Source organism: Hymenobacter citatus, from assembly GCF_014333615.1.
GTDB lineage: Bacteria > Bacteroidota > Bacteroidia > Cytophagales > Hymenobacteraceae > Hymenobacter > Hymenobacter citatus.
In genome coordinates, this window is record NZ_JACSCY010000002.1 from 177,811 (window position 1) to 197,828 (window position 20,018).

14 protein-coding genes are annotated in these 20,018 nt (G+C 56.6%); 9 read left to right on the forward strand and 5 right to left on the reverse strand.

What is annotated here, in order from left to right; translation table 11 throughout:
• Nucleotides 1-145: 145 nt before the first annotated feature.
• The 5 genes from dnaB to H8B15_RS03100 all read left to right on the forward strand — a co-directional run bounded on the left by dnaB (nucleotide 146) and on the right by H8B15_RS03100 (nucleotide 7,834).
• Nucleotides 146-2,710 carry a replicative DNA helicase gene (dnaB, locus tag H8B15_RS03080; RefSeq protein WP_246455311.1) on the forward strand — a complete coding sequence of 855 codons (2,565 nt, stop codon included), beginning with the start codon at nucleotides 146-148 and terminating at the stop codon, nucleotides 2,708-2,710.
• A 157-nt stretch (nucleotides 2,711-2,867) separates the two neighbouring features.
• Complete coding sequence (gene proC, locus H8B15_RS03085) at nucleotides 2,868-3,671, forward strand: pyrroline-5-carboxylate reductase (RefSeq protein ID WP_187318196.1); 804 nt, start codon at nucleotides 2,868-2,870, stop codon at nucleotides 3,669-3,671.
• Between the two features lie 19 nt (nucleotides 3,672-3,690).
• The gene (locus H8B15_RS03090; protein ID WP_187318197.1) at nucleotides 3,691-4,278 is read left to right on the forward strand and encodes a Crp/Fnr family transcriptional regulator; all 588 of its coding nucleotides are present in this window, start codon (nucleotides 3,691-3,693) and stop codon (nucleotides 4,276-4,278) included.
• A 112-nt stretch (nucleotides 4,279-4,390) separates the two neighbouring features.
• Complete coding sequence (ygiD, locus tag H8B15_RS03095) at nucleotides 4,391-5,278, forward strand: 4,5-DOPA-extradiol-dioxygenase (RefSeq protein WP_216859060.1); 888 nt, start codon at nucleotides 4,391-4,393, stop codon at nucleotides 5,276-5,278.
• Between the two features lie 96 nt (nucleotides 5,279-5,374).
• The gene (locus H8B15_RS03100; RefSeq protein WP_187318198.1) at nucleotides 5,375-7,834 is read left to right on the forward strand and encodes a M1 family metallopeptidase; all 2,460 of its coding nucleotides are present in this window, start codon (nucleotides 5,375-5,377) and stop codon (nucleotides 7,832-7,834) included.
• A gap of 38 nt (nucleotides 7,835-7,872) precedes the next feature.
• Here the strand turns inward: H8B15_RS03100 and H8B15_RS03105 are convergent, their stop codons facing one another.
• Nucleotides 7,873-8,307, reverse strand: coding sequence for a winged helix-turn-helix transcriptional regulator (locus H8B15_RS03105; protein ID WP_187318199.1), 435 nt, complete (start codon nucleotides 8,305-8,307; stop codon nucleotides 7,873-7,875).
• A 99-nt stretch (nucleotides 8,308-8,406) separates the two neighbouring features.
• Here H8B15_RS03105 and H8B15_RS03110 point away from each other — a divergent pair, with 99 nt between their 5' ends.
• Nucleotides 8,407-9,267 carry an SDR family oxidoreductase gene (locus H8B15_RS03110; RefSeq protein ID WP_187318200.1) on the forward strand — a complete coding sequence of 287 codons (861 nt, stop codon included), beginning with the start codon at nucleotides 8,407-8,409 and terminating at the stop codon, nucleotides 9,265-9,267.
• A 141-nt stretch (nucleotides 9,268-9,408) separates the two neighbouring features.
• Here H8B15_RS03110 and H8B15_RS03115 read toward each other — a convergent pair whose 3' ends face one another.
• Complete coding sequence (locus tag H8B15_RS03115) at nucleotides 9,409-10,245, reverse strand: MIP/aquaporin family protein (RefSeq protein WP_187318201.1); 837 nt, start codon at nucleotides 10,243-10,245, stop codon at nucleotides 9,409-9,411.
• Between the two features lie 106 nt (nucleotides 10,246-10,351).
• On the reverse strand, nucleotides 10,352-12,775 hold the full coding sequence (locus H8B15_RS03120; protein WP_187318202.1) for a TonB-dependent receptor: 2,424 nt from the start codon (nucleotides 12,773-12,775) through the stop codon (nucleotides 10,352-10,354).
• Nucleotides 12,776-13,022: 247 nt separating this feature from the next.
• On the opposite strand from H8B15_RS03120, the gene H8B15_RS03125 reads away from it, so the two are divergent.
• The gene (locus H8B15_RS03125) at nucleotides 13,023-14,378 is read left to right on the forward strand and encodes a PepSY domain-containing protein (RefSeq protein WP_187318203.1); all 1,356 of its coding nucleotides are present in this window, start codon (nucleotides 13,023-13,025) and stop codon (nucleotides 14,376-14,378) included.
• 10 nt (nucleotides 14,379-14,388) lie between these two features.
• Here the strand turns inward: H8B15_RS03125 and H8B15_RS03130 are convergent, their stop codons facing one another.
• Together H8B15_RS03130 and H8B15_RS03135 are read right to left on the reverse strand one after the other, a co-directional pair.
• Nucleotides 14,389-14,841, reverse strand: coding sequence for an ankyrin repeat domain-containing protein (locus H8B15_RS03130; protein ID WP_187318204.1), 453 nt, complete (start codon nucleotides 14,839-14,841; stop codon nucleotides 14,389-14,391).
• Between the two features lie 72 nt (nucleotides 14,842-14,913).
• On the reverse strand, nucleotides 14,914-15,948 hold the full coding sequence (locus H8B15_RS03135; RefSeq protein WP_187318205.1) for a bile acid:sodium symporter family protein: 1,035 nt from the start codon (nucleotides 15,946-15,948) through the stop codon (nucleotides 14,914-14,916).
• Nucleotides 15,949-16,173: 225 nt separating this feature from the next.
• Here H8B15_RS03135 and H8B15_RS03140 point away from each other — a divergent pair, with 225 nt between their 5' ends.
• Nucleotides 16,174-18,849 (forward strand): TonB-dependent receptor, encoded by a 2,676-nt coding sequence (locus H8B15_RS03140; protein WP_246455297.1) that lies wholly within the window; start codon nucleotides 16,174-16,176, stop codon nucleotides 18,847-18,849.
• 37 nt (nucleotides 18,850-18,886) lie between these two features.
• Entirely contained in the window at nucleotides 18,887-20,002 is a 1,116-nt protein-coding gene (locus H8B15_RS03145) for a DUF4249 domain-containing protein (protein ID WP_187318207.1), read from the forward strand.
• Nucleotides 20,003-20,018: the final 16 nt, after the last annotated feature.

Sequence of the window (20,018 nt, forward strand, 5' to 3'; positions counted from 1 at the left end):
GAGCATTTTTTGGTGCAGTCGCCGATTGCTCCCCTAGTTCTGCTTACCTTGTATTTCCCCTCACCCCATGAACGACCGGATGGATGACCGCCTGAAACAATCGGCCTCGCGGGCCAAAGCCGCCTGGAACAGCCGCCCCCCGGCCATGACCATGGCGGCGCCCGCCGGCAAATTGCCCCCGCAGGCCCGCGAGCTGGAAGCGGCCGTGCTCGGCGCGCTCATGCTCGAAAAGGACGCCCTCACCACCGTTATCGACATCCTGAAGCCCCAAAGCTTCTACGATGACCGCCACCAGAGCATTTTCAAGGCTATTCTGAGCCTATTCGATAAATCGGAGCCCATTGACCTGCTCACTGTCAACCAGGAGCTAAAGGAGCTGGGTGAGCTGGAAATGGCCGGCGGCACGCACTACGTGGCCAACCTTACTTTCAAGGTGAACTCGGCGGCCAACATCGAGTACCACGCCCGCATCATCACCGAAAACGCCATCAAGCGCGAGCTGATCCGCATTGCCAGCGAGATTCACCGCGACGCGTTCGAGGACACCACCGACGTGTTTAACCTGTTGGACGCCACCGAGCAGGCGCTGTTTGAAGTGTCGGAATCCAACATCCGCAAGAACTTCGACGACATGCGCTCTTTGATGGGCAAGGCCATCAAGGAGCTGGAAGAAAAGAAGAATCAGAAGGACGGTCTCACCGGCGTGCCCTCCGGCTTTTCGGCCCTGGACCGCGTAACCAGCGGCTGGCAACCATCTGACCTAGTGATTATTGCAGCACGCCCCGGCATGGGCAAGTGTCTCGGCAAAGGCACGAAAGTGCTGATGTACGATGGCACCCTGCGCAACGTGGAAGACGTGCAGGCCGGTGAGCTGCTGATGGGCGACGACTCCACGCCCCGCCGCGTGCGCAGCATTGCGCGGGGTAGGGAGAATATGTATTGGGTGCGCCAGAACAAGGCCGAGGACTACCGCGTCAACGAAAGCCACATTCTGTCTTTGAAGCGCAGCCGCACCGAAGGCCCGCACCGCAAGGGCGACGTGCTGAACATTACAGTAAAGGACTGGCTGACGAAGTCCGACAAGTTCCGCTCGAACTACAAAGGCTATAAAGTGCCCGTGGCATTTGCCGCGCAGGACGTTCCTGTGGATCCGTATTTTCTGGGTGTATGGCTGGGCGATGGTAGCTCCGCCAACTGTCGCATCACGGCCCAGGATGCAGAAATCATTGAATACCTGAATGAATACGCCGATGCGCTGGACCTGCAAGTGACGGTAGGCGTAGTGGCCGACCGCTGCAACAGCTACGGTATTACCCGCGGGCGACAGGGCGGTAGCCTAGCGCAGTTTTCTTTGCAAGACGAGCTGCGCCAGCTAGGCGTGCTCGGCGACAAGCATATTCCGCAGACTTACCTGATCAACAGTCGCGAGAACCGCCTGCGCCTACTGGCCGGTCTCATCGACTCCGACGGTCACCTCGACCCGGTGAGCAACGGCTACGAAATCACCCAGAAAAACCATCGCCTGGCCCGGCAGATTAAGTTTCTGGCCGATTCGCTGGGTTTCCGCACGTCGCTGAAGAAAAAGCGCGCCGCTATCAGCGCCATTGGCTACGAGAGCGAAGTGTACCGCGTGCGCATCTACGGCGACATCAGCTGCGTGCCGGTGCGCATTGCCCGCAAAAAAGCACAGCCTTGGCAAAGCCCGGTGGACTGGCGCGTGACGGGCATCACGGTCGAGTTTGATCAGGAAGACGACTACTACGGCTTCGAAATCGACGGCAACCGCTTGTTTCTGCTCCAGGACATGACGGTGACGCACAACACGGCTTTCGTGGTGTCGGCCATGCGCAACGCGGCCGTGGACCACAAGAAGCCGGTGGCTATTTTCTCGCTGGAAATGTCGTCTATTCAGCTGGTAAACCGTCTGATTTCGGCGGAGGCGGAGCTGGATTCGGAGAAGATCAAGAAAGGCAACCTGGCCGACTACGAGTGGGCGCAGCTCAACCACAAGATTTCCTCGCTGTCGTCGGCGCCGATTTTCATTGACGACACGCCCGCGCTCAGCATCCGCGAGCTGCGCACCAAGTGCCGCCGCCTCAAGGCCCACCACGATATTCAGATGATTATCATCGACTACTTGCAGTTGATGACGGGCAACTCGGACGGGGGCAAGGGCGCTGGCAACCGCGAACAGGAAATTGCCTCTATCTCGCGGGCGCTCAAGGGCATTGCCAAAGAGCTGAACGTGCCCGTGCTGGCGCTGTCGCAGCTCTCGCGCTCCGTGGAGACCCGCGGCGGCGACAAGAAACCGCAGCTGAGTGACCTGCGTGAATCCGGTTCTATCGAGCAGGATGCTGATATGGTGGTGTTCCTGTATCGCCCGGAATACTATAAGATTACGGAGGATGAAATGGGCAACCCAACCCAGGGCATGGGCGAGGTGATTATTGCCAAGCACCGGAATGGCTCCCTGGAAACCGTTCAGCTCAAGTTCATTGGTCGCTTCACCAAGTTTGCCGACCTGGACGGGGTAGGCGGCTTCGAGGGCGGCGACTACAACCCCGGCGCCTTCCCCACCAGCACGTTCGACGAAGAACCCGGCGCCTTTGCCCCGAACACCATTCGCCTGGGTTCGCGCATCAACAACGACGGGCCCGCTCCGCAGGCCTTCCCCCGCAGCAACTTCGGCAACGAAGACCCGCCGTTTTAGAATAAAAACTCCTGTCATCCTGAGCACAGCGAAGGACCTTCTCACGCGTGGACGACTGACGTACTAACGACTCGTTCACACGTGAGAAGGTCCTTCGCTGTGCTCAGGATGACAGGAGTTTCCTACCTTGTCAATCCAACCTTCTACCCTCACAGCAATGCGCGTAGCAATTATTGGATGCGGCAATATGGGCATGGCCTACGCCAAATCCTTCCTGCAAAACAACCTGGTGAAGCCCGAGAACATGCTGCTGGTGGCCAGGAGCCCGGCCCGGCAGACGGAGCTGGAGGGTAGGCAGGCCGGGCGCGTGATGCTAGGCATCACGCAGGAGGTAGGCCAGTATGATCTGGTGATTGTGGCCGTGAAGCCCCAGGATTTCAGCGCGGTAGCGCGGGAGCTGCGGGAGGTGGTGCAGCCTCAGCAGATGGTGCTGTCCATCATGGCTGGCATCCCCATTGCACGGTTGCAGCAGGAGCTGGGGCATCCGCTCATCATCCGGGCTATGCCCAACACGCCGGCCCTCATTGGGCTGGGCATGACGGCCTACGCCGCCGCCGAGGGCCTCACGGTGCGGCAAATTCGGCAGGTAGAAAACCTGATCAACTCCACCGGGCGGGCCGTGTTTTTGGAACAGGAAAACCTGCTGGATGCCGCTACGGCCGTGAGCGGCAGCGGCCCGGCGTATTTCTTCTACATCGTGCGGGCCATGATTGAGGCCGGCCGACAGCTGGGGTTCGACGAAGCCCTGGCCGCGCAGCTGGTGAAACAAACGATGCTGGGCTCCTTTCACCTGCTCAACAACTCCGAAAAGTCGTTGGATGAGCTGATTAAGGCCGTGGCTTCCAAAGGCGGCACCACCGAGGCAGCCCTCACGGTGTTTGGCGAGCGGGATTTGGCGGGGGCGCTCATTGGGGGCATCAGCGCCGCCGAGCGCCGGGCGGGGGAGCTGTCGAAGGGGTAGGAGCAGGATACCATTTTGCATGATGCCACTTGCTGCCTTTCAGAGTTACCTTCAGCGCCACTTGCCCGGCTTGCTTGAGGAGGAAGTAGCAGTATTTACGGGGCTATTTACTCCACGTACGCTCCGGCGGCAGGAGGTATTGGTGCACCAGGACGAAGTAGGGCGACACGGTGCGTTTGTACTTTCAGGTTGCCTGCGCGCCTACGTGACGGACGCCAAGGGCAAGGAGCATATCCTGCAATTTGCCCCCGAAAGCTGGTGGATAGCTGATCAGTATAGTCTGCTGCACCAAGCGCCCGCGCAATTCTCCATCGACGCCGTCGAGGCTTCCAATGTGCTGCTCTTCGACCCCGCTTTCTACCCCCGGCTGCGGCAGCTGGGGCCGGAACTACAGCAGTTTTTCTACGAGCTGCTGCAAAACAGCGTGGCTGCCATGCAGCATCGCCTTATCGGGGTGCTCAGCGCCACTGCCGAAGCCCGCTACCTTGATTTTCAGCAGCGTTACCCTACGCTGGCGCAACGGTTGCCGCTTCGCCATATTGCGGCCTACCTAGGCATCACGCCGGAGTCGCTAAGTAGGCTGCGCAAGGAGTTAGCGCGAGGATAGGAGCGGGTAGCTTTCGTGAAGGGCGCATCACCAAATGGGCCATTTCTTATCCTACATCAAGGCCTTGCACTCCTAGGTAGGGTACTTTTGTTATCATCAAATGGATAACCCCATGCACCGCAGAGACTGCTTGAAAACACTGGCGGTGCTACCCTTCGCTTCAGCCATGAACTCCCTGCAAGACCTCCACAAAACCGCCTCTACCTTCCAGAAAACCGATAAAATGCCGGTGCTTTTCGTCGGGCACGGTTCGCCGATGAACGCGCTGGCTGATAACCCCTTCACCCAAACCCTGCACCAGCTGGGTAGGGATATCCGGGACCGGCAGCCGCCGCGGGCGGTGCTGGTGGTGTCGGCGCACTGGCTCACGCGCGGCACCTACGTGGCCGTGAACGAGCGGCCCGAAACCATCCACGACTTCGGCGGCTTCCCCGACGAGCTGTTTGCCATGCAGTACCCCGCACTCGGCGCACCCGACGTGGCCCAGGAGGTGCTGGCCGCCCTCCCCGACGCCCAACCCACCGACGAGTGGGGCCTCGACCACGGCACCTGGACGGTGTTGCACCACTTGTTTCCGGAGGCCGATATTCCGGTGTTCCAGCTCAGTATCGATTACGGCCGGCCGCTTACTTTTCATGCCGAGTTGGCCCGGCAGCTCCAGTTTCTGCGGCGGCGCGGGGTGCTGGTGGTAGGCAGCGGCAACATTGTGCACAACCTGCGGCAGAGCATGCCCCATTTTATGCAGAACAACCCCGCGCCCCACGCCTGGGCCGTGGAGTTTGATGCCTGGGCCAAGCAGAAAATCGACCAGCGCGACCTGCTGGCGCTGGCGCACTACCAGCAAGCTGGTGCCGCCGGCCCCCTCGCCGTGCCTACCCCCGACCACTACATCCCGATGCTCTACAGCCTGGCTCTGGCCGAAGCTGACGACGACATTCGGCACGCCTTCGAGGAGGTGAGCTTTGGGGGCATGAGCATGCGCACGTTTGTGGTAGGGTAGGGGCAGCGTGCGGGGCTGACTACCCAAGGCAGCAGGCAACCCTCTGTGCGGGCCGCGCATCTGCTATAGCGCAAGTTTCTTCATCTTGTGCTGCTGATGCGAAACCTACTCCTGCTGCTGCTCGCTTTTTTTGTTGCTACCCCGGCGGTTGCCCAGCAACCAACCGACACCGTGTATCGCGCCACGCCGCGTAAAATCAACGACCTGGTGCACACGCGGCTGGACCTGCGCTTCGACTACCCCAAGCGCTACGCTTACGGCAAGGAGTGGCTGACGCTGAAGCCGCACGCCTACCCCACCGACTCGCTGCGGCTGGATGCGCAGGGCATGGATATTCAGGCAGTGGCCTTGATGAACGGGGATGCGCCGCAACCACTCCAATACGACTACAACCAGCAGCAACTGCTGATCCGGCTGGGCCGACTGGTGCCGACGGGCGAGGCGTACACCATCTACATCGAGTACACGGCCAAACCCGACGAGCTACACGCGAAGGGCTCGGCGGCTATTCGGGATGCCAAGGGCCTTTATTTCATCAACCCCGACAGCGCGGAGGCCGGCAAGCCTGTGCAAATCTGGACGCAGGGCGAGACGGAAGCCAACTCGGCCTGGTTCCCGACCATCGACAAGCCCAACCAGAAGTCCACCTCCGAAATCAGCCTGACAGTACCCGCCAAGTACGCTACCCTCAGCAATGGCCTGCTGGTGAGCCAAGTGCCCGCTGGCCCCGGTCTGCGCCGCGACACCTGGAAAATGGCGCAGCCCCACGCGCCCTACCTGTTTATGCTGGCCGTAGGCGACTTCCGCAAGACCACCGATACCTGGCGCGGCAAGGAGGCGAGCTACTACCTGGAGCCGCAGTACGCGGCGCAGGCCCGCGCTATTTTCGGCCAGACGCCCCGCATGCTGGAGTTCTTTTCGGAGCGTTTGGGCGTGGAATTTCCGTGGCAGAAGTACGCCCAAGTGGTGGTGCGCGACTACGTGAGCGGGGCGATGGAAAATACCACGGCTTCCTTATATGGACCGCACGCCCAGGGCACCGCCCGCGAGCAGCTGGACTGGGAGTACGCCGATGTGGAGCGCGAAATGGCCCACGAGCTATTTCACCAGTGGTTTGGCGACTACGTGACGGCCGAGGGCTGGAGCAACCTGACCATGAACGAGTCGTTTGCCAACTTCTCGGAGGTGCTGTGGGCCGAGTACGCCCACGGCCCCGACGCCGGCGCCGCCCAGGCCGACCGCAGCCTGCGCAACTACCTGAGCAATGCCGGCAACTATGCCAAGCCGCTCGTGCGCTTCACCTACGCCGACAAGGAGGACATGTTCGACGGGGTAAGCTACCAAAAGGGCGGCAGCATCCTGAACATGCTGCGCAGCTACCTGGGCGAAGACGTCTTTTTTAAAGGCCTGCGACGCTATTTGACGCAAAACGCTTTCGGAACCGGCGAGGCCCAGCAGCTGCGGCTGGCCCTGGAAGAGGCATCGGGGCAGGATCTGAACTGGTTTTTCAACCAGTGGTACTACCGCGCCGGCCACCCCATCGTCACGATTGACTACGCTTGGGATGCGGCCCGCAAAGAGCAGCAAGTCACCATCAAACAAACCCAGCCGGGGCCGGCGTTTCAGCTGCCACTGGCGGTGGATGTATACGCGAATGGCCAGCCCACGCGCCACCACATTACCGTGCGGAAGGCCGCCGAAACCTTCCGCTTTCCGTCGGTCAGCAAGCCGGATCTGGTGAACGTGGATGCCGAAAAGGTGTTGGTCTGGCAAAAAACCGACAACAAGCCGCTGGCCGCGTACGCCTACCAGTTCCGCCACGCCCCGCGCTACCTCGACCGTCGCGAAGCCCTGGCCACCGCCCAAACGCAGCGCGCCCAGCCAGTAGCCCAACAGCTATTGGTGGCGGGTCTGGCCGATCGGTCGCCGGTGCTGCGGCAGTTTGCTATCGAAGCCCTGGAACTCCAGCAGGTGGGTTTGCGCAAAGCGGCTGCGCATGTGCTACGCAGGCTCGCCACCACCGATTCGTCGGTGCAGGTGCGGGCGGCGGCGCTGCTGGCGTTGGGTTCGCTCAAGGAGAAGCAGTACGCCCCGCTGTTTGTGCAGGCCCTGGAAAGTCCATCGTACCGGGTGCAGGGGGCGGCGCTGCAAGGGTTGCTGCCGCTGAACCCAAAGCTGGCGCTGGCTCGCGCGTTGGCCCTGGAAGCCGACAATACGGGTGCCCTCACGGTGGCCCTGGTGCAGGTATACGGCCAGGTAGGCACCCTGGCGCAATGGCCCCTCATGCGGACAAAGTACGACGCCGCTGCCCCTATCAGGCGCCTCGACATGCTGCCCGGCCTGGGCGAAATCCTAGGCCGCCTCGACGACCCTACCGCCCTCACCGAAGGCATTACCCGTATCAAAGACCTGACGGTGGGCTTTAAACCCTACCTGGATTATAAACGGCTGATTGGCCTGCTCCGCCAGATTCAGCAGCGCCAGGCCGGCCGCCCCAATGCGGCGCTTGCGGCCACACTGGTAGCGCAGGCCGTAGCAGAAATTGAAGCAGCGTAGGCGAGGGTAGGGCGAAAAAACAGTGACGAGGGCGGGCTCTACCCGTCGCCTTTCTCCCGCGCCGCAAATGCCTGCCGGGCCTGGGCTACCTCCTGCGCGTGCGCATTGGCCCAGGTGCCCAGTCCCGAAAAGGCTACGAGCAGACTGTGGCCCAGCGGCGTGAGCTGATATTCCACGCGGGGCGGCACCTCGGCGTATACGTGGCGCTGCACTAGCCCATCGGCTTCCAGGGAGCGGAGCGTGACGGTAAGCATCCGCTGCGATACGTCGCCGATTTGCTTGCGCAACTCGTTGAAGCGCAGCGTGTCGGCGGCGCCCAGATGCAGGATGCAGAGAAAAGACCACTTATCGCCGATGCGGTCTAAGACGTGGCGCACGGGGCAGATGCTGGTGGCCGTTTGGATATTCTGTAAAATTTTTTTTGCCTCGGCTTGAAAAGTAATTGGCTGATTTTCAGTGATAGTTACGTGCATGTGCCTTAGGAAGAAGTAAATGCCTTCTTGCGGACGCAAAACGCGTCTACTAGTTTTGAGTTACTAAAAGTAACTATTGTACTTAAAAGAACCAAGCTCATGATTGCTATTACCGGAGCTACCGGCCACCTGGGCCGCGCCACCCTCAACGCCTTATTGTCTAAAGTTCCTGCTAACCAACTAATTGCTTTGGTGCGGGATCCGCAAAAAGCCACCGACCTGAGTGATCAGGGCGTGCAGGTACGGCAGGGCAACTACAACGACCCCGCCACGCTACAAGCGGCCTTCCAAGGCGCAGAAAAAGTGCTGCTGATTTCTGGCGACGATCTGGAAAACCGCTTGCAGCAGCACAAGAACGTGATTGACGCGGCCAAGAAAGCCGGGGTGCGCCACGTGCTCTATACCAGCGTTACGAACCCCTCGGCCGATTCGCACTTCGGAGCCTCGCCCAGCCACGTGGCTACCGAGGCCTACCTCAAAGAGTCAGGGCTGACGTATACTATGCTGCGCAACACACTGTACCTGGATATTCTGCCCATGATGATAGGCGAAAATGCGCTACCCAGCGGCCAGCTCTACGCCGCAGCTGGTGAGGGCAAAGTGAGCTACGCCCTGCGCCAGGACCTGGCCGAAGCCACCGCTGCCATTCTGGCTACCCCCGGCCACGACAATCAGACCTACGACCTGGCGCCTGCGCCGGCCTACTCCTTTCAGGATGTTGCGGCTACGCTGAGCGAGGTTGCCGGGCAGCCGGTGCAGTACGTACCCATCTCGCCGGAAGCCCTGGCCGCCGGCATGCGCGAGCACCACGTGCCCGAACCCGTAGTGATGATGATGGTCGGCTTATCAAAAGCCATGGCCGCTGATGAGTTCAACCTCAGCAGCCCTACCCTGGAGCAACTGCTGGGCCGCCGCCCCACCGACTTGAAAACGTTCCTGACGGGCGTTTACGGCAAGTAATGGGCGCACCTTATCAGGCCATGCATCCCAGGGCTGAAGCCCTGGGCTACGGAGCGGTTTCATTCTTGCTTCTGCTCCGCTGACTAGCCCAGGGCTTCAGCCCTGGGATGCATGGCCTGATAAGGTATTGGAACCAGCTGGCTACTCGTCGCCCTGCGGATCGGGGAACTGGGGCTGTTGCCGGGCATACGGACCGGCTTCGGCGGGGGTGGCGCAGCCGGCCAAAACGGCGCACTCAAATGTCGCGCCGTGGTAGTAGCGTTGAAACAGCACCGCCACCAGCCACATGGAGGCAATGGGCGCCACAAAATACACCCATAGCCCCGTGAAATTGCCAGCCGCCACGGCTGTGCCCAGCGACCGGGCGGGGTTCAGGCTCATCCCCGACAGCGGCGTTTCGAAACCAATATACAAGGCCAGCAAGCCGGCCAGCAGCCAGCCAGCATACTTGCGCCGCTGCTCGGAGTGCAGCGCCCAGAGCAGCACAAACATGAAAAAGGCCGAAATAGCGGCTTCGGCCAGCAGTGCCACACCCACGCCCCAGTCGCCGGGCACCGTCACGTTCTGCTTGATATCTGGGTGAGTATACCAAGGCGCCAATACCTGCTCCATCAGGAAGCCGCCGGTCAGAGCGCCCCCAAACTGAAACACCACGTACCAAAACGTATCGGTGGCGCTGAGGCTACCCAACTGCCAGAACGCCAGCGTGACGGCCGGATTGAGGTGCGCCCCCGAGCGTTGCCCCCAGGCGCTGTACGTCATGAGGGCAACGGCCAGGCCAATGGGTAGGCCCAGCACCACGTGGCGCAGCAGGTCGTTGTCGCCCAGCCACTGCCGCACCGGCGAGGTAGGGTGTTGCACCACCACCGCCGCGCACGACGCCACAATGATAAATGTGGCCGCTCCGGCTGCTTCCGCTACATAGTAGGTCCAATGGCGCCGGAGGGTAGCGAGCAGGCCAGAAGTGGAGGTGGACATAAACGGGAGCTGCGTGAAGCAAATAGTATTCGCTTAACGCAGCCCCGGTTAAAGTGTTGGCGTCGCTACGGTCGGGCTTTACTTTGGGAGGAGCTGCCGCGGTTTTTTACAATTGGTAGGTGAGCGTGGCGGCCAGCTGGCGCGGCGCAATGGGGTTGATGCTGTTGTCGTCGTGGGCGTTATAGCTGAGCTTGTTGAGCAGGTTGGAAAGCTTCAGGCGCAGCGTGAGGCGCTGGTAGGCATAGCCCACCGACGCATCAAATTGCGTGTAGCCAGGCAGCGGAATCAGCTGAAACGTGTCGTTGAGGCGGGGCTGGCCGTCGGGGGTCACCTTGCGCGTGTTGCGGCCCGCCTGCCGCTCGCCCACATAGTAAGCCGTGAAGCCGGCTTGCAGCCCGCGCAGCGTGGAGTGGTCGAGGGTGTAGAACACGCTCAGGTTGGCTGTGTGGTTGGGGTTGTAGCGCAGCAGGCTTCCTACCTCGTAAATGTTGCTTTTGGTGTAGGAAGTGTGGTTGTAGCTGTAGCCCCCAATCAACGACCAGCCCTGGTAGGGCTTGCTAAGAATGTCCACTTCCAGGCCTTTGCTGGTCACCTCGCCCGCCAGTTCCTGGGCGTTGGGGAAGTCGGCGTTGTAGCGCGGGTCGTTTTGCAGAATGGTCTGCGCTTGCCCGTCGTTCACGATGTGGTAGGCCGTCACGTTGGCCGACAGTGCCCCGTCGAACAGGTCGTTTTTCACGCCTACCTCCAACTGGTTGAGGGTAGAAGGCGGCAGTGCTGCCCCGTTCTGGTCGGTGCCCGAGTTCAGCACAAACGAGTTGGAGTAGGAGGCAAAGACGGAGCTGGTCTTGATGGGCTGATACACAAGGCCCAGGCGCGGCGAAAAAGCATCATCATACCGCTTGCTCTGCGTGAGGGAGTAGTCCTTGTAAGCCAGCGACTTGGTGCCGGTTTCCTGGTAGGTGTAGCGCACCCCGGCCAGCACTTTCACTTTCTCACCCACACTAATCAGGTCTTGCACGTAGGCCCCTACCCGCCGGATGGGCGTATGGTTGCGCGAGGCCAGCGCCAGGGCGGGCAAATCGGCCCGCTGCTTGTACTTGTCTAGGTCCAGGATGTTGATTTTATCGTAGGCCACGGCCGTGTACGAGGGCGTGGTGGTGTTGTACTTATCGGCATCCATACCTACCAGCACGGCGTGGCTGAGGAAGTACGTCTTGAACTTGCCCGTTACGTCCAACTCGCCCAAAAAGTAGTCCTGCATGGTCTGGCTGCCTTGCGCGTTGCGGCTCCAGTCGCCGTTTTCGAGCACGCCAATGGGGCGGGACGTGCTGCGCTGGTCGTTGTCGTAGCCCTGGTAGCCACCGATCAGGCGCACCTGCCAATTGTCGGAGAGGTGGTGGGTGAGGGTGGTGGTGAGGCTGGTTTGGTCGGTACGGTTGTACGCCCATTTTGGCCCCAGGAACCGGCTGCGCGGCACGTCCACGATGCGGTAGTTGATGGTGCCAATGCCGTAGTCGGGCGTGCGCTCGTCGTGCAGGTAGTCGCCCTCCACCAGTAAATCAGTCTTTTGACCTACCTTAAATAGCAGCGACGGATTCACGTAGAAGCGGTTTGATGAAACGCCCTGACGGAAGCTGCGGGCGTTTTCGTAGGTGGCATTCACCCGGTAGGCCACGTGCTCAGAGCTATTCACGGCCCCGTACACATCCACAAAAGGCTTATAAAAATCATAGCTACCCACGCGCATGCCCACCTGGCCGCCTTGCTCGAAGCGGGGCTTTTTAGTGACCAAGTTGATAACGCCGCCGGCCGCCACGTTGCCGTACAAAATGGCGTTGCTGCCCTTCATCACCTCGAAGCTTTCCAAAGCCGTGGCTTCTGGCAGAGCGCCGTTGTTGTAGCGCACCCCGTTTTTGAAAGTGTTATTGCTACCCATCGAGAAGCCCCGGCTAGCCAACTCTTCCTGGGTGCCACCGGTAGTACCCATCACGTACACGCCACTCACGTTGGCCAGCGCGTCGCTCACGCGCAGCACCTGCTGCTGCTCCAGCACCCCCTGGTCGATGGTCACGATGCTCTGAGGCAAATCCAATGGCCGCACCGGTAGCTTGCCCGCGGCCACCGGCTTTTCGTTGATGGTGCGGTTGCCTGTCACGGTTACTTCCGAAAGCTGGCGCTGGTCTTTCGCCAGCGTGAGGGGGGGTAGCGTAACCGATTCACCTGCTTTTATTTGCACCGTCAGGAGCTGGGTCACGTAGCTCACATGCGTCACGGCTACTTTCAGCCAGCCAGCCGGGGCCTGCAAGCGAAAACTGCCTTCCGCATCTGTGCTAGTACCCAGTGAAGTGCCCTGCACCAGTACCGAAACCGACTCCGCCGCTTGCCCGTCGGCTAGCTTTATCTGTCCAGTCAGCGTGCCGGTTGCTTGCTGCATCTGTCCGGCCGCCTCCCGCGGTGCCGACTGCGCCCAGCCAGTTGCGGGCAAGGAAAAACCAAGAAGTAAGGAAAGGGAGAGGAGACGTGCTGCCATGCGCTATTTAGATAGATTCAAAATATGAGCAAAGCAACTGTTAAATTAGAATTAAACCAAATAAGTCAACTATTATTTTTATAAATTCTAAATAAGATAGTAAGTTTGGCTTGTCGGAGATAAGCACCTGCGCCTAGACAAACCAGCGCGATAAACACGCGCATACGCCGTGCTGTAACTCATCGTCTGTTTGACTGATCTGCGCTTCTCCTTTCAGCTTTCCTCTTTATCCTTCATTTTCCTTTCCGTGAAACCTGAGAAAAAAAATTACACGCTTCGCCGGTTTATCCTAGACATTCACCTATGGCTGGGGGTAGGCAGTGGCCTGATCCTGTTCGTAGTGTGCCTGAGCGGTACCTTGTATACCTTCCGCACCGAAATTGTGCAGGCCGTGGAGGCACAGGCCTACCACATCGCGCCACCTGCTACCGGGCAGCCGTTGCCAGCTGCTACCCTGGTAAGCCGGCTGGAGCAGGCCTACCCCGCCAGCAAAGTGGTAGCCCTTAGCATTCCCGCTGATGCTGAGCGGGCCTGGACTTTCTCACTCACCACCCGCGAAGCCCTGGCGCGCCAGCAGGCCGAGGAAAAAGCCGAGCAGCAAGCGGGCGGCAAGCCCGGTGGCGAAGGCCATAAAAAGGGCGGTGGCAAGGAAGGCCGGGGCGGTAAGGGAGGACATGGCGGCAAGCGCGGCAACCAGGACTCACAAACGCTCCTCGTAAATCCCTACACCGCCGCCGTGCAAGGCAACACCGACACCGGCCTGTCGGAGTTCTTTCGGAGCGTGATGGGTCTGCACCGCTGGCTGCTGATGGAAGGCGGGGTAGGGCAGCTGCTGGTGGGTAGCGCCACGCTCATCTTTATCGTGTTGCAGCTGACCGGGTTGGCGCTGTGGGTGCCGGCCAAGCTGAAGCAATGGAGCAAGTGGAAAATGTGGCGGCCCGGTTTCGTGATTAAGACCAACGCCAGCCGCAAGCGCCTCAACCACGACCTGCACAATACGCTGGGATTCTACGCGCTGGGTCTGCTCACGGTGATGTCGCTCACGGGCCTGTGCTGGTCGTTTGAGTGGTACTGCGACGGCCTGAGCAGCCTGCTGGGCGCCAAGGTGTTTGGCGGGCGGGGCGAAAAGCCGCTGCCCTCGGCCGTGCCCGCCACCGCGGGCCGCACCCTCTCTGCCGACGACTACCTGGCCCTGGCCAACCGCCAGCTGGCCTACCCCGGCGACGTGCGCCTGACCCTACCCAAGGGCCCCGAGGGCTCGGTGAGCGTGCAGAAAACCAAAACGGGCTTCTTCGCCCTGGCCGCCGCCGACCGCCTCACGCTGGACCAGTACAGCGGCGCCGTGCTCAAGGCCGATATCTTCGCCGCCAAGCCCTTCAACGAGCAGCTAACCAGCCTCATCAAGCCCCTGCACACGGGCGAGGTAGCGGGTACTTTTTCTAAGATTCTCTACTTTCTGGCCTGCCTGATAGCCACCAGCCTACCCATTACGGGCGTCATTATCTGGCTGAACAAGCGGCAGAAAAGCACCCGGCGCGCTACCCGGCGGGCGGCCGCGCCCGAGGTACTTGGCCAGCCGGCCACCGTGGGCCGACCGGCGTAGCAGGCTGAAATTACTTGGTTTTGGGTTCGAGGAGGGCAACTACGGCGGCGTGGTTGCCCTCTTTGGCATAGGCCAGGGCCGTTTTGCCTTCCTCATCTTTGGCCTTGGCGTCGGCGCCGTTGGTAAGCAGGAGCTGTACCATTTCGAGGTAGCCCTTAGCAGCGGCGGCCATCAGAGGCGTCAGCTGAAATTTGTCGCCTTTGTTTACCTGGGCTTTGTGTTGCAGCAGGCTCTTGGCCACGTCTAGGTGGTTGTTGTCAGCGGCAATGAAAAGGTAGGAGGTAGGGAAGCCCGGCACCATCTCCACGGGGGTATTGGCATCGGCGCCGCTTGTGAGTAGCGTTTGTACCTCCGTGGGCTTGTTTTTCAGTACGGCGGTGCGCAGGTCTTTAGCGGGCGTTTGGGCGAGGGCGGAACCAGCTATAAATACAAAAAAAGCAAGAATAACTATACGTTTGGGCATAGAAAAAAGGGAAAGTCAAAACGGTGGGACAACAAAAGTACAAATCGCCCGTCAACTTTCTGGCCACAAATTCTAGGCGCTTACCGGCGCCGCGGCAGGCTGTTGGCTCATGCGCTGGGCCATAGTGCTGGCCACAATAATTTGCAGCGCGTGGTAGAGCATCAGCGGAAGCAGCAGTGCCCCCGTAGCCGCCCCCGGAAACAGCAAACTGGCAAAGACGCTACCGTGCACCAACGATTTTTTGGAGCCGCAAAAAACAGCCGTAATCCGGTCTTCATGCGGAAAGCCGAGTAGGCGTCCCAACCCCCACACCAGCCCAAATACGGCAAAATACAGTGCTATCATGCCCACGCTTAGCAATACCACGTCCTGTATGGCATAGCTACGAAATACACCTTCGGCAAAAGACTCGCAGAAAGCTGTAAAGACGATCAGCAGAATAATTACTTGATCGGAAGTGCGCAGCAGTTTGCCATTGCGCTCGGCAAAGGCACCCAGCCAACGGTTGAGCAGCACCCCTGCCGCTACGGGCACAATCACCTGTCCAACCAGATCGAGGATAAGGTCCTGCAACGGAATACCCGCAGCGCTGGTGTGCAGCACCAGCCCAGCCAGCAGCGGCGTAAGCACAATGCCCAGCAGCCCCGAAAGAGTAGCGTTGAAAATAGCCGCCGGAATGTTGCCCAGCGCAATGCTCACCATCACCACCGAGGTGGAAACCGTGCTGGGCAACGCGCATAGAAAGAAAATGCTTTGCCAGAGCAGTTGCCCTTCCTCACCCGTAAAAAAAGGCCGTACGGCCAGCGCCAGCAGCGGAAATAGCGCAAACGTAGTCAGCTGCGTGAGCATGTGCAGCTGCCAGTTGCGCATGCCGGCCTTCAGCTTGGCCGGGCTCAGGCGCAGGCCATAGGCAAAGAAGATAATGCTCACGCCCACCGTGGTAATGGTGTGCCAGGGTAGGGGGCTGGCGGCGCTGCCAGCATCCGGAAACAGATAAGCGAGTAGCACCACGCCACCCAGGCCAAGCAAAAACCATTCGCTGGCAATGCGAGCTAGCAGGGCAGAAAAGCCAGTAAGAGGGGTAGGCACAGGAGTTGGCTGGGACATGAAAAGGAAGAATAGTATGCCAGCAAAAATACTACGACTATGAGGGAGCTGCTATTAGAATTTCTCTAATGGTCGAAATGGAAATAGCGTTACCTTAACAGGAGTATATAAATTATTACTACTCTTTAGATGAAGAATAAATATCTGTTATGCTGGTATACTATATTGGTATGCTGGCTTTTACCTTGGCAATTAATAGCGCAAACGGCTTCATCCAAAGGGCTTATGCTTAGCCTTGCCGATGAACCTTTTGAGATACTAGTGCAGAAAGTAGAAGCACAATCGACGTATCACTTTTACTATGATACCACGCAAGTACAGGGACTGCGCATTACGATACAGGTAGTAGGGCAACCACTGCCTAGTGTGCTGAAGGCAGTATTAAAGGATTCTAAATTATACTTTGCTATTGATGAGCAACATAACGTCTTCATCACAAAAGGCACTCCTGTCTATACACAATTGCCTGGAGAACAGAGTGCCACTTCGGTGACGACACATATTCTCCCAGTTAAAAAATCCGAAAGGCTGATATCTGACCCAGATCATTTTAGTGCCTTGGAGCGTCGTCTATACGAAATTGGGAATGGAAATCGGCAGCTAAGCGAGAAAAGTACTATATCGGGATACGTGCGACTTGCAACGTCTGGAGAGCCAATTGTGGGCGCTGCTGTGTATGTCGAGCCATCTGGCCTAAGTACAGCTACGGATGCTGAGGGGCGTTATTCGCTAACGCTACCAAGCACGCGCTACGAATTGTGGGTGAAAGGTATTGGGTTGCGTAGCACCAAACGTCAGATTTTGCTTCGTGCCGATGGCCGCCTGGACATTGTAGTAGACAACAACAATACAACCTTACAGGAGGTAATAATTCAAGGGCAACATAACAAGAATGTGACTAGTACACAGATGGGTATTGAGCAGTTGGATATCAAAACCATTCGTCAGGTGCCCACGGCTCTTGGTGAGGCAGACGTATTGCGGGTCTTGCTTACGTTGCCCGGAGTGAAATCAGTAGGAGAAGGCAGTACAGGTTTGAATGTGCGCGGCGGCGGCACCGACCAAAACCTAATTCTTTTCAACTCGGCGACTATCTACAATCCTTCCCACTTATTTGGTTTTTTCTCAGCGTTCAATCCCGACATAGTTGATAAGGTAGAATTATATAAAGCCGCCATTCCAGCGCAGTTTGGAGGTCGATTATCATCGGTATTGGATATTACCTCCCGCGATGGCAACACGGAGAAACTCCATGGCACAGGTGGTATAGGGTTGCTCACTAGTCGATTGGCCTTGGAAGGACCCATTGTGAATAAGAAGAATACTTTTTTGGTAGGTGGCCGCACCACTTATTCAGATTGGCTTCTGAAACAATTGCCGAGTAAAGAATTCAATCGGAGTGCGGCCGCTTTCTATGACGGCAATGTCCAGTTGAAGCACATATTCAATAATCATAATACGCTTACAGGCAGCGCTTATATCAGCCGTGACCGTTTTCGGCTGGCGTCAGATACTGTCTATCGGTATACCAATCAGGCGGCAAGTTTAAAATGGCAGCACGTTGTGAATGAACGTTTAGCTGGGAATATCACTGGGACATACAGTCGATATTATTATGACATTACCAATCAGAACAACCCGGCCGTAGCCTCAGCTCTATCTTATAGCTTGCTACAGGCTTCAGTCCAGGCAGATGCTAGCTACTTACTTAGTGATAAGCACACAATTGAATTCGGAGCCGGTTCTACCCTCTACAACATAGAACCTGGCAGTCTAAAGCCCTTAGGTAATGAATCTTTGATAGCAGGTACGACACTAGCTCATGAAAAAGCTCTGGAAAGTGCTCTATATGTATCAGATAAAATAACTATAGGGCCGCGTTTATTAGCGACAGTTGGGCTGCGTTACTCATTTTTCAATGCACTAGGACCACGCAACGTATATCGTTATTTATCCGGCGCGGCCCGCTCAGAATCGACTATTATCGACACGGTAGCGTACGGTGCTTCGCAAGTGCTGGCTACTTACCATGGTCCAGAATATCGCGTGGCCGCGCGTTATGCATTCAACGACAATTCTTCTGTAAAACTAAGTTATAATCGGACGCGTCAGTACATCCATATGCTGTCAAATACGACAGTCATGTCGCCTACCGATGTCTGGAAACTGAGTGATGCTAACGTGCGTCCTCAAGTTGGTGATCAAGCAGCCATTGGTTATTACCGAGACGCTAAACAACACACTATTGAAACATCAGTAGAAATATATTATAAGAAATTACATGACGTAGTAGATTATAAAAGCGGCGCTTTGCTATTGCTTAACTCACATATCGAAACAGATATTATCAATGCACAGGGTAGAGCGTATGGAGTAGAGTTTTTAGTTCGTAAGCTAACGGGAAAAATTAATGGCTGGTTAAGTTATACCTATTCCCGATCTTTAATCAGAACTAAAGGGCTGTCGTCAGATGAAATTATTAACCAAGGTAAATACTATCCTAGTAATTTTGATAAGCCGCATGATGTAAGCTTAGTTGGTAACTATCGATTCAATAAACGATTTAGTACATCTCTTAATTTTGTCTATAATACTGGAAGACCCATTACATTGCCTTTAGCTAAATATTATGTAAATAATACAGTGCGTGTATATTATTCGGAACGCAATGCATATAGAGTCCCCGATTATTATCGTTTCGATATAGCGTTAAATATTGAAGGAAATCATAAAATAACTAAGTTTTCACATAGCTCATGGAATATAGGTATTTATAATTTGACAGGGCGTAAAAATCCATATTCTATTTATTTCAAATCCGTAGATGGCGTAGTAAAAGGATACAAGTTGTCTATTTTTGGGCGACCTATCCCTACGGTTACATATAATTTTAAGTTCTAACTATATGATCTGTATAAGACTATTACTTGGGGGAATAATGCTACTACTAGCAAGCTGTGTAGAAACATTTGATCCGGAAGTAGCTGCTAGGCAAACGACTCTACTCGTAGTCGATGGTTTCATTAACAGTAGGGGTGTCACAACTATTAAGCTTTCGCGCACAGCGAACTTACAGGATACTGCAACAACAGCACTACCGGAAAAATCTGCTACTGTGCAAATAGAAGAGGAACTTGGCCGGAAAGTACCTTTAGTTGAAACGCTTCCAGGTACTTATACTTCACCAAATCTTACACTAGAGATAGGAAGGAAATACCGCATATGCCTGCGTACAGCAACACAAAAGGAATATGTATCGGATTATGTAGCAGCTATTACTACACCTGTTATTGATCATATTTATTGGCGTCCTACGAGGGATGGTGCAGCTATTTATGTCGATTCTCACGACGAGCCTACCAATACGCGTTACTATCGGTGGGCTTTTGAAGAAACATGGGAATTTACGTCAGCTTTCAGATCTCTAGTTGAATATAACGTAGAAGCAGATACAGTCGTGCCTCGTAAGGATAACATCTATAATTGCTGGGCAAGTAGTTATTCATCGTCTATAAATCTAGTTAACACAAATTCGCTTGTTGAGAATAAAATAGTTAGGCATACCCTAACAACAGTACCATCTAACTCTGTTAAGCTTCGTTTTAAATATAGTGTGCTAGCGAAGCAGTATGCGCAGACTAAAGAAGAATATGATTATTGGGCTTTATTAAAAAAGAATACCGAAGATATTGGGAGTATATACGGACCATTGCCAGTGCAACTGTCAGGGAATGTGCATGCTGTGGAGAGTACAGAAGAAGCGGTAATTGGATTCGTTGGAGTATATTCTCAGGAGGAAAAAAGGCTATTTATTGATCGTAGCGAAATCCCGGCTGATTGGGAACCCGCTGCTGGCTTAGCAGATCGATGCATTGGCCCTGATACGTTGTTGCCCAGAGATAAATATTTGTTTGCATTGCCTAATGTGCGCCCTATTGGTTACATTCGGAATGAGAGAAACTATTTTCAGATATTAGCTTATACATACTCTTCAGATATATGTGTTGATTGTCGAAAAACAGGTGCAAATGTTAAACCCTCTTTTTGGCGTTGATATTTGCCCTATTGAG

Coding starts and splice junctions, on each gene's coding strand:
- ygiD (WP_216859060.1), top strand. CDS start 4,391: ATGCACCGCAGAGACTGCTTGAAAACACTGGCGGTGCTACCCTTCGCT.
- H8B15_RS03135 (WP_187318205.1), bottom strand. CDS start 15,948: ATGTCCCAGCCAACTCCTGTGCCTACCCCTCTTACTGGCTTTTCTGCC.
- H8B15_RS03100 (WP_187318198.1), top strand. CDS start 5,375: ATGCGAAACCTACTCCTGCTGCTGCTCGCTTTTTTTGTTGCTACCCCG.
- H8B15_RS03130 (WP_187318204.1), bottom strand. CDS start 14,841: ATGCCCAAACGTATAGTTATTCTTGCTTTTTTTGTATTTATAGCTGGT.
- H8B15_RS03140 (WP_246455297.1), top strand. CDS start 16,174: ATGCTTAGCCTTGCCGATGAACCTTTTGAGATACTAGTGCAGAAAGTA.
- H8B15_RS03105 (WP_187318199.1), bottom strand. CDS start 8,307: ATGCACGTAACTATCACTGAAAATCAGCCAATTACTTTTCAAGCCGAG.
- H8B15_RS03120 (WP_187318202.1), bottom strand. CDS start 12,775: ATGGCAGCACGTCTCCTCTCCCTTTCCTTACTTCTTGGTTTTTCCTTG.
- H8B15_RS03145 (WP_187318207.1), top strand. CDS start 18,887: ATGCTACTACTAGCAAGCTGTGTAGAAACATTTGATCCGGAAGTAGCT.
- H8B15_RS03090 (WP_187318197.1), top strand. CDS start 3,691: ATGATGCCACTTGCTGCCTTTCAGAGTTACCTTCAGCGCCACTTGCCC.
- H8B15_RS03110 (WP_187318200.1), top strand. CDS start 8,407: ATGATTGCTATTACCGGAGCTACCGGCCACCTGGGCCGCGCCACCCTC.
- H8B15_RS03115 (WP_187318201.1), bottom strand. CDS start 10,245: ATGTCCACCTCCACTTCTGGCCTGCTCGCTACCCTCCGGCGCCATTGG.
- proC (WP_187318196.1), top strand. CDS start 2,868: ATGCGCGTAGCAATTATTGGATGCGGCAATATGGGCATGGCCTACGCC.
- dnaB (WP_246455311.1), top strand. CDS start 146: ATGACCATGGCGGCGCCCGCCGGCAAATTGCCCCCGCAGGCCCGCGAG.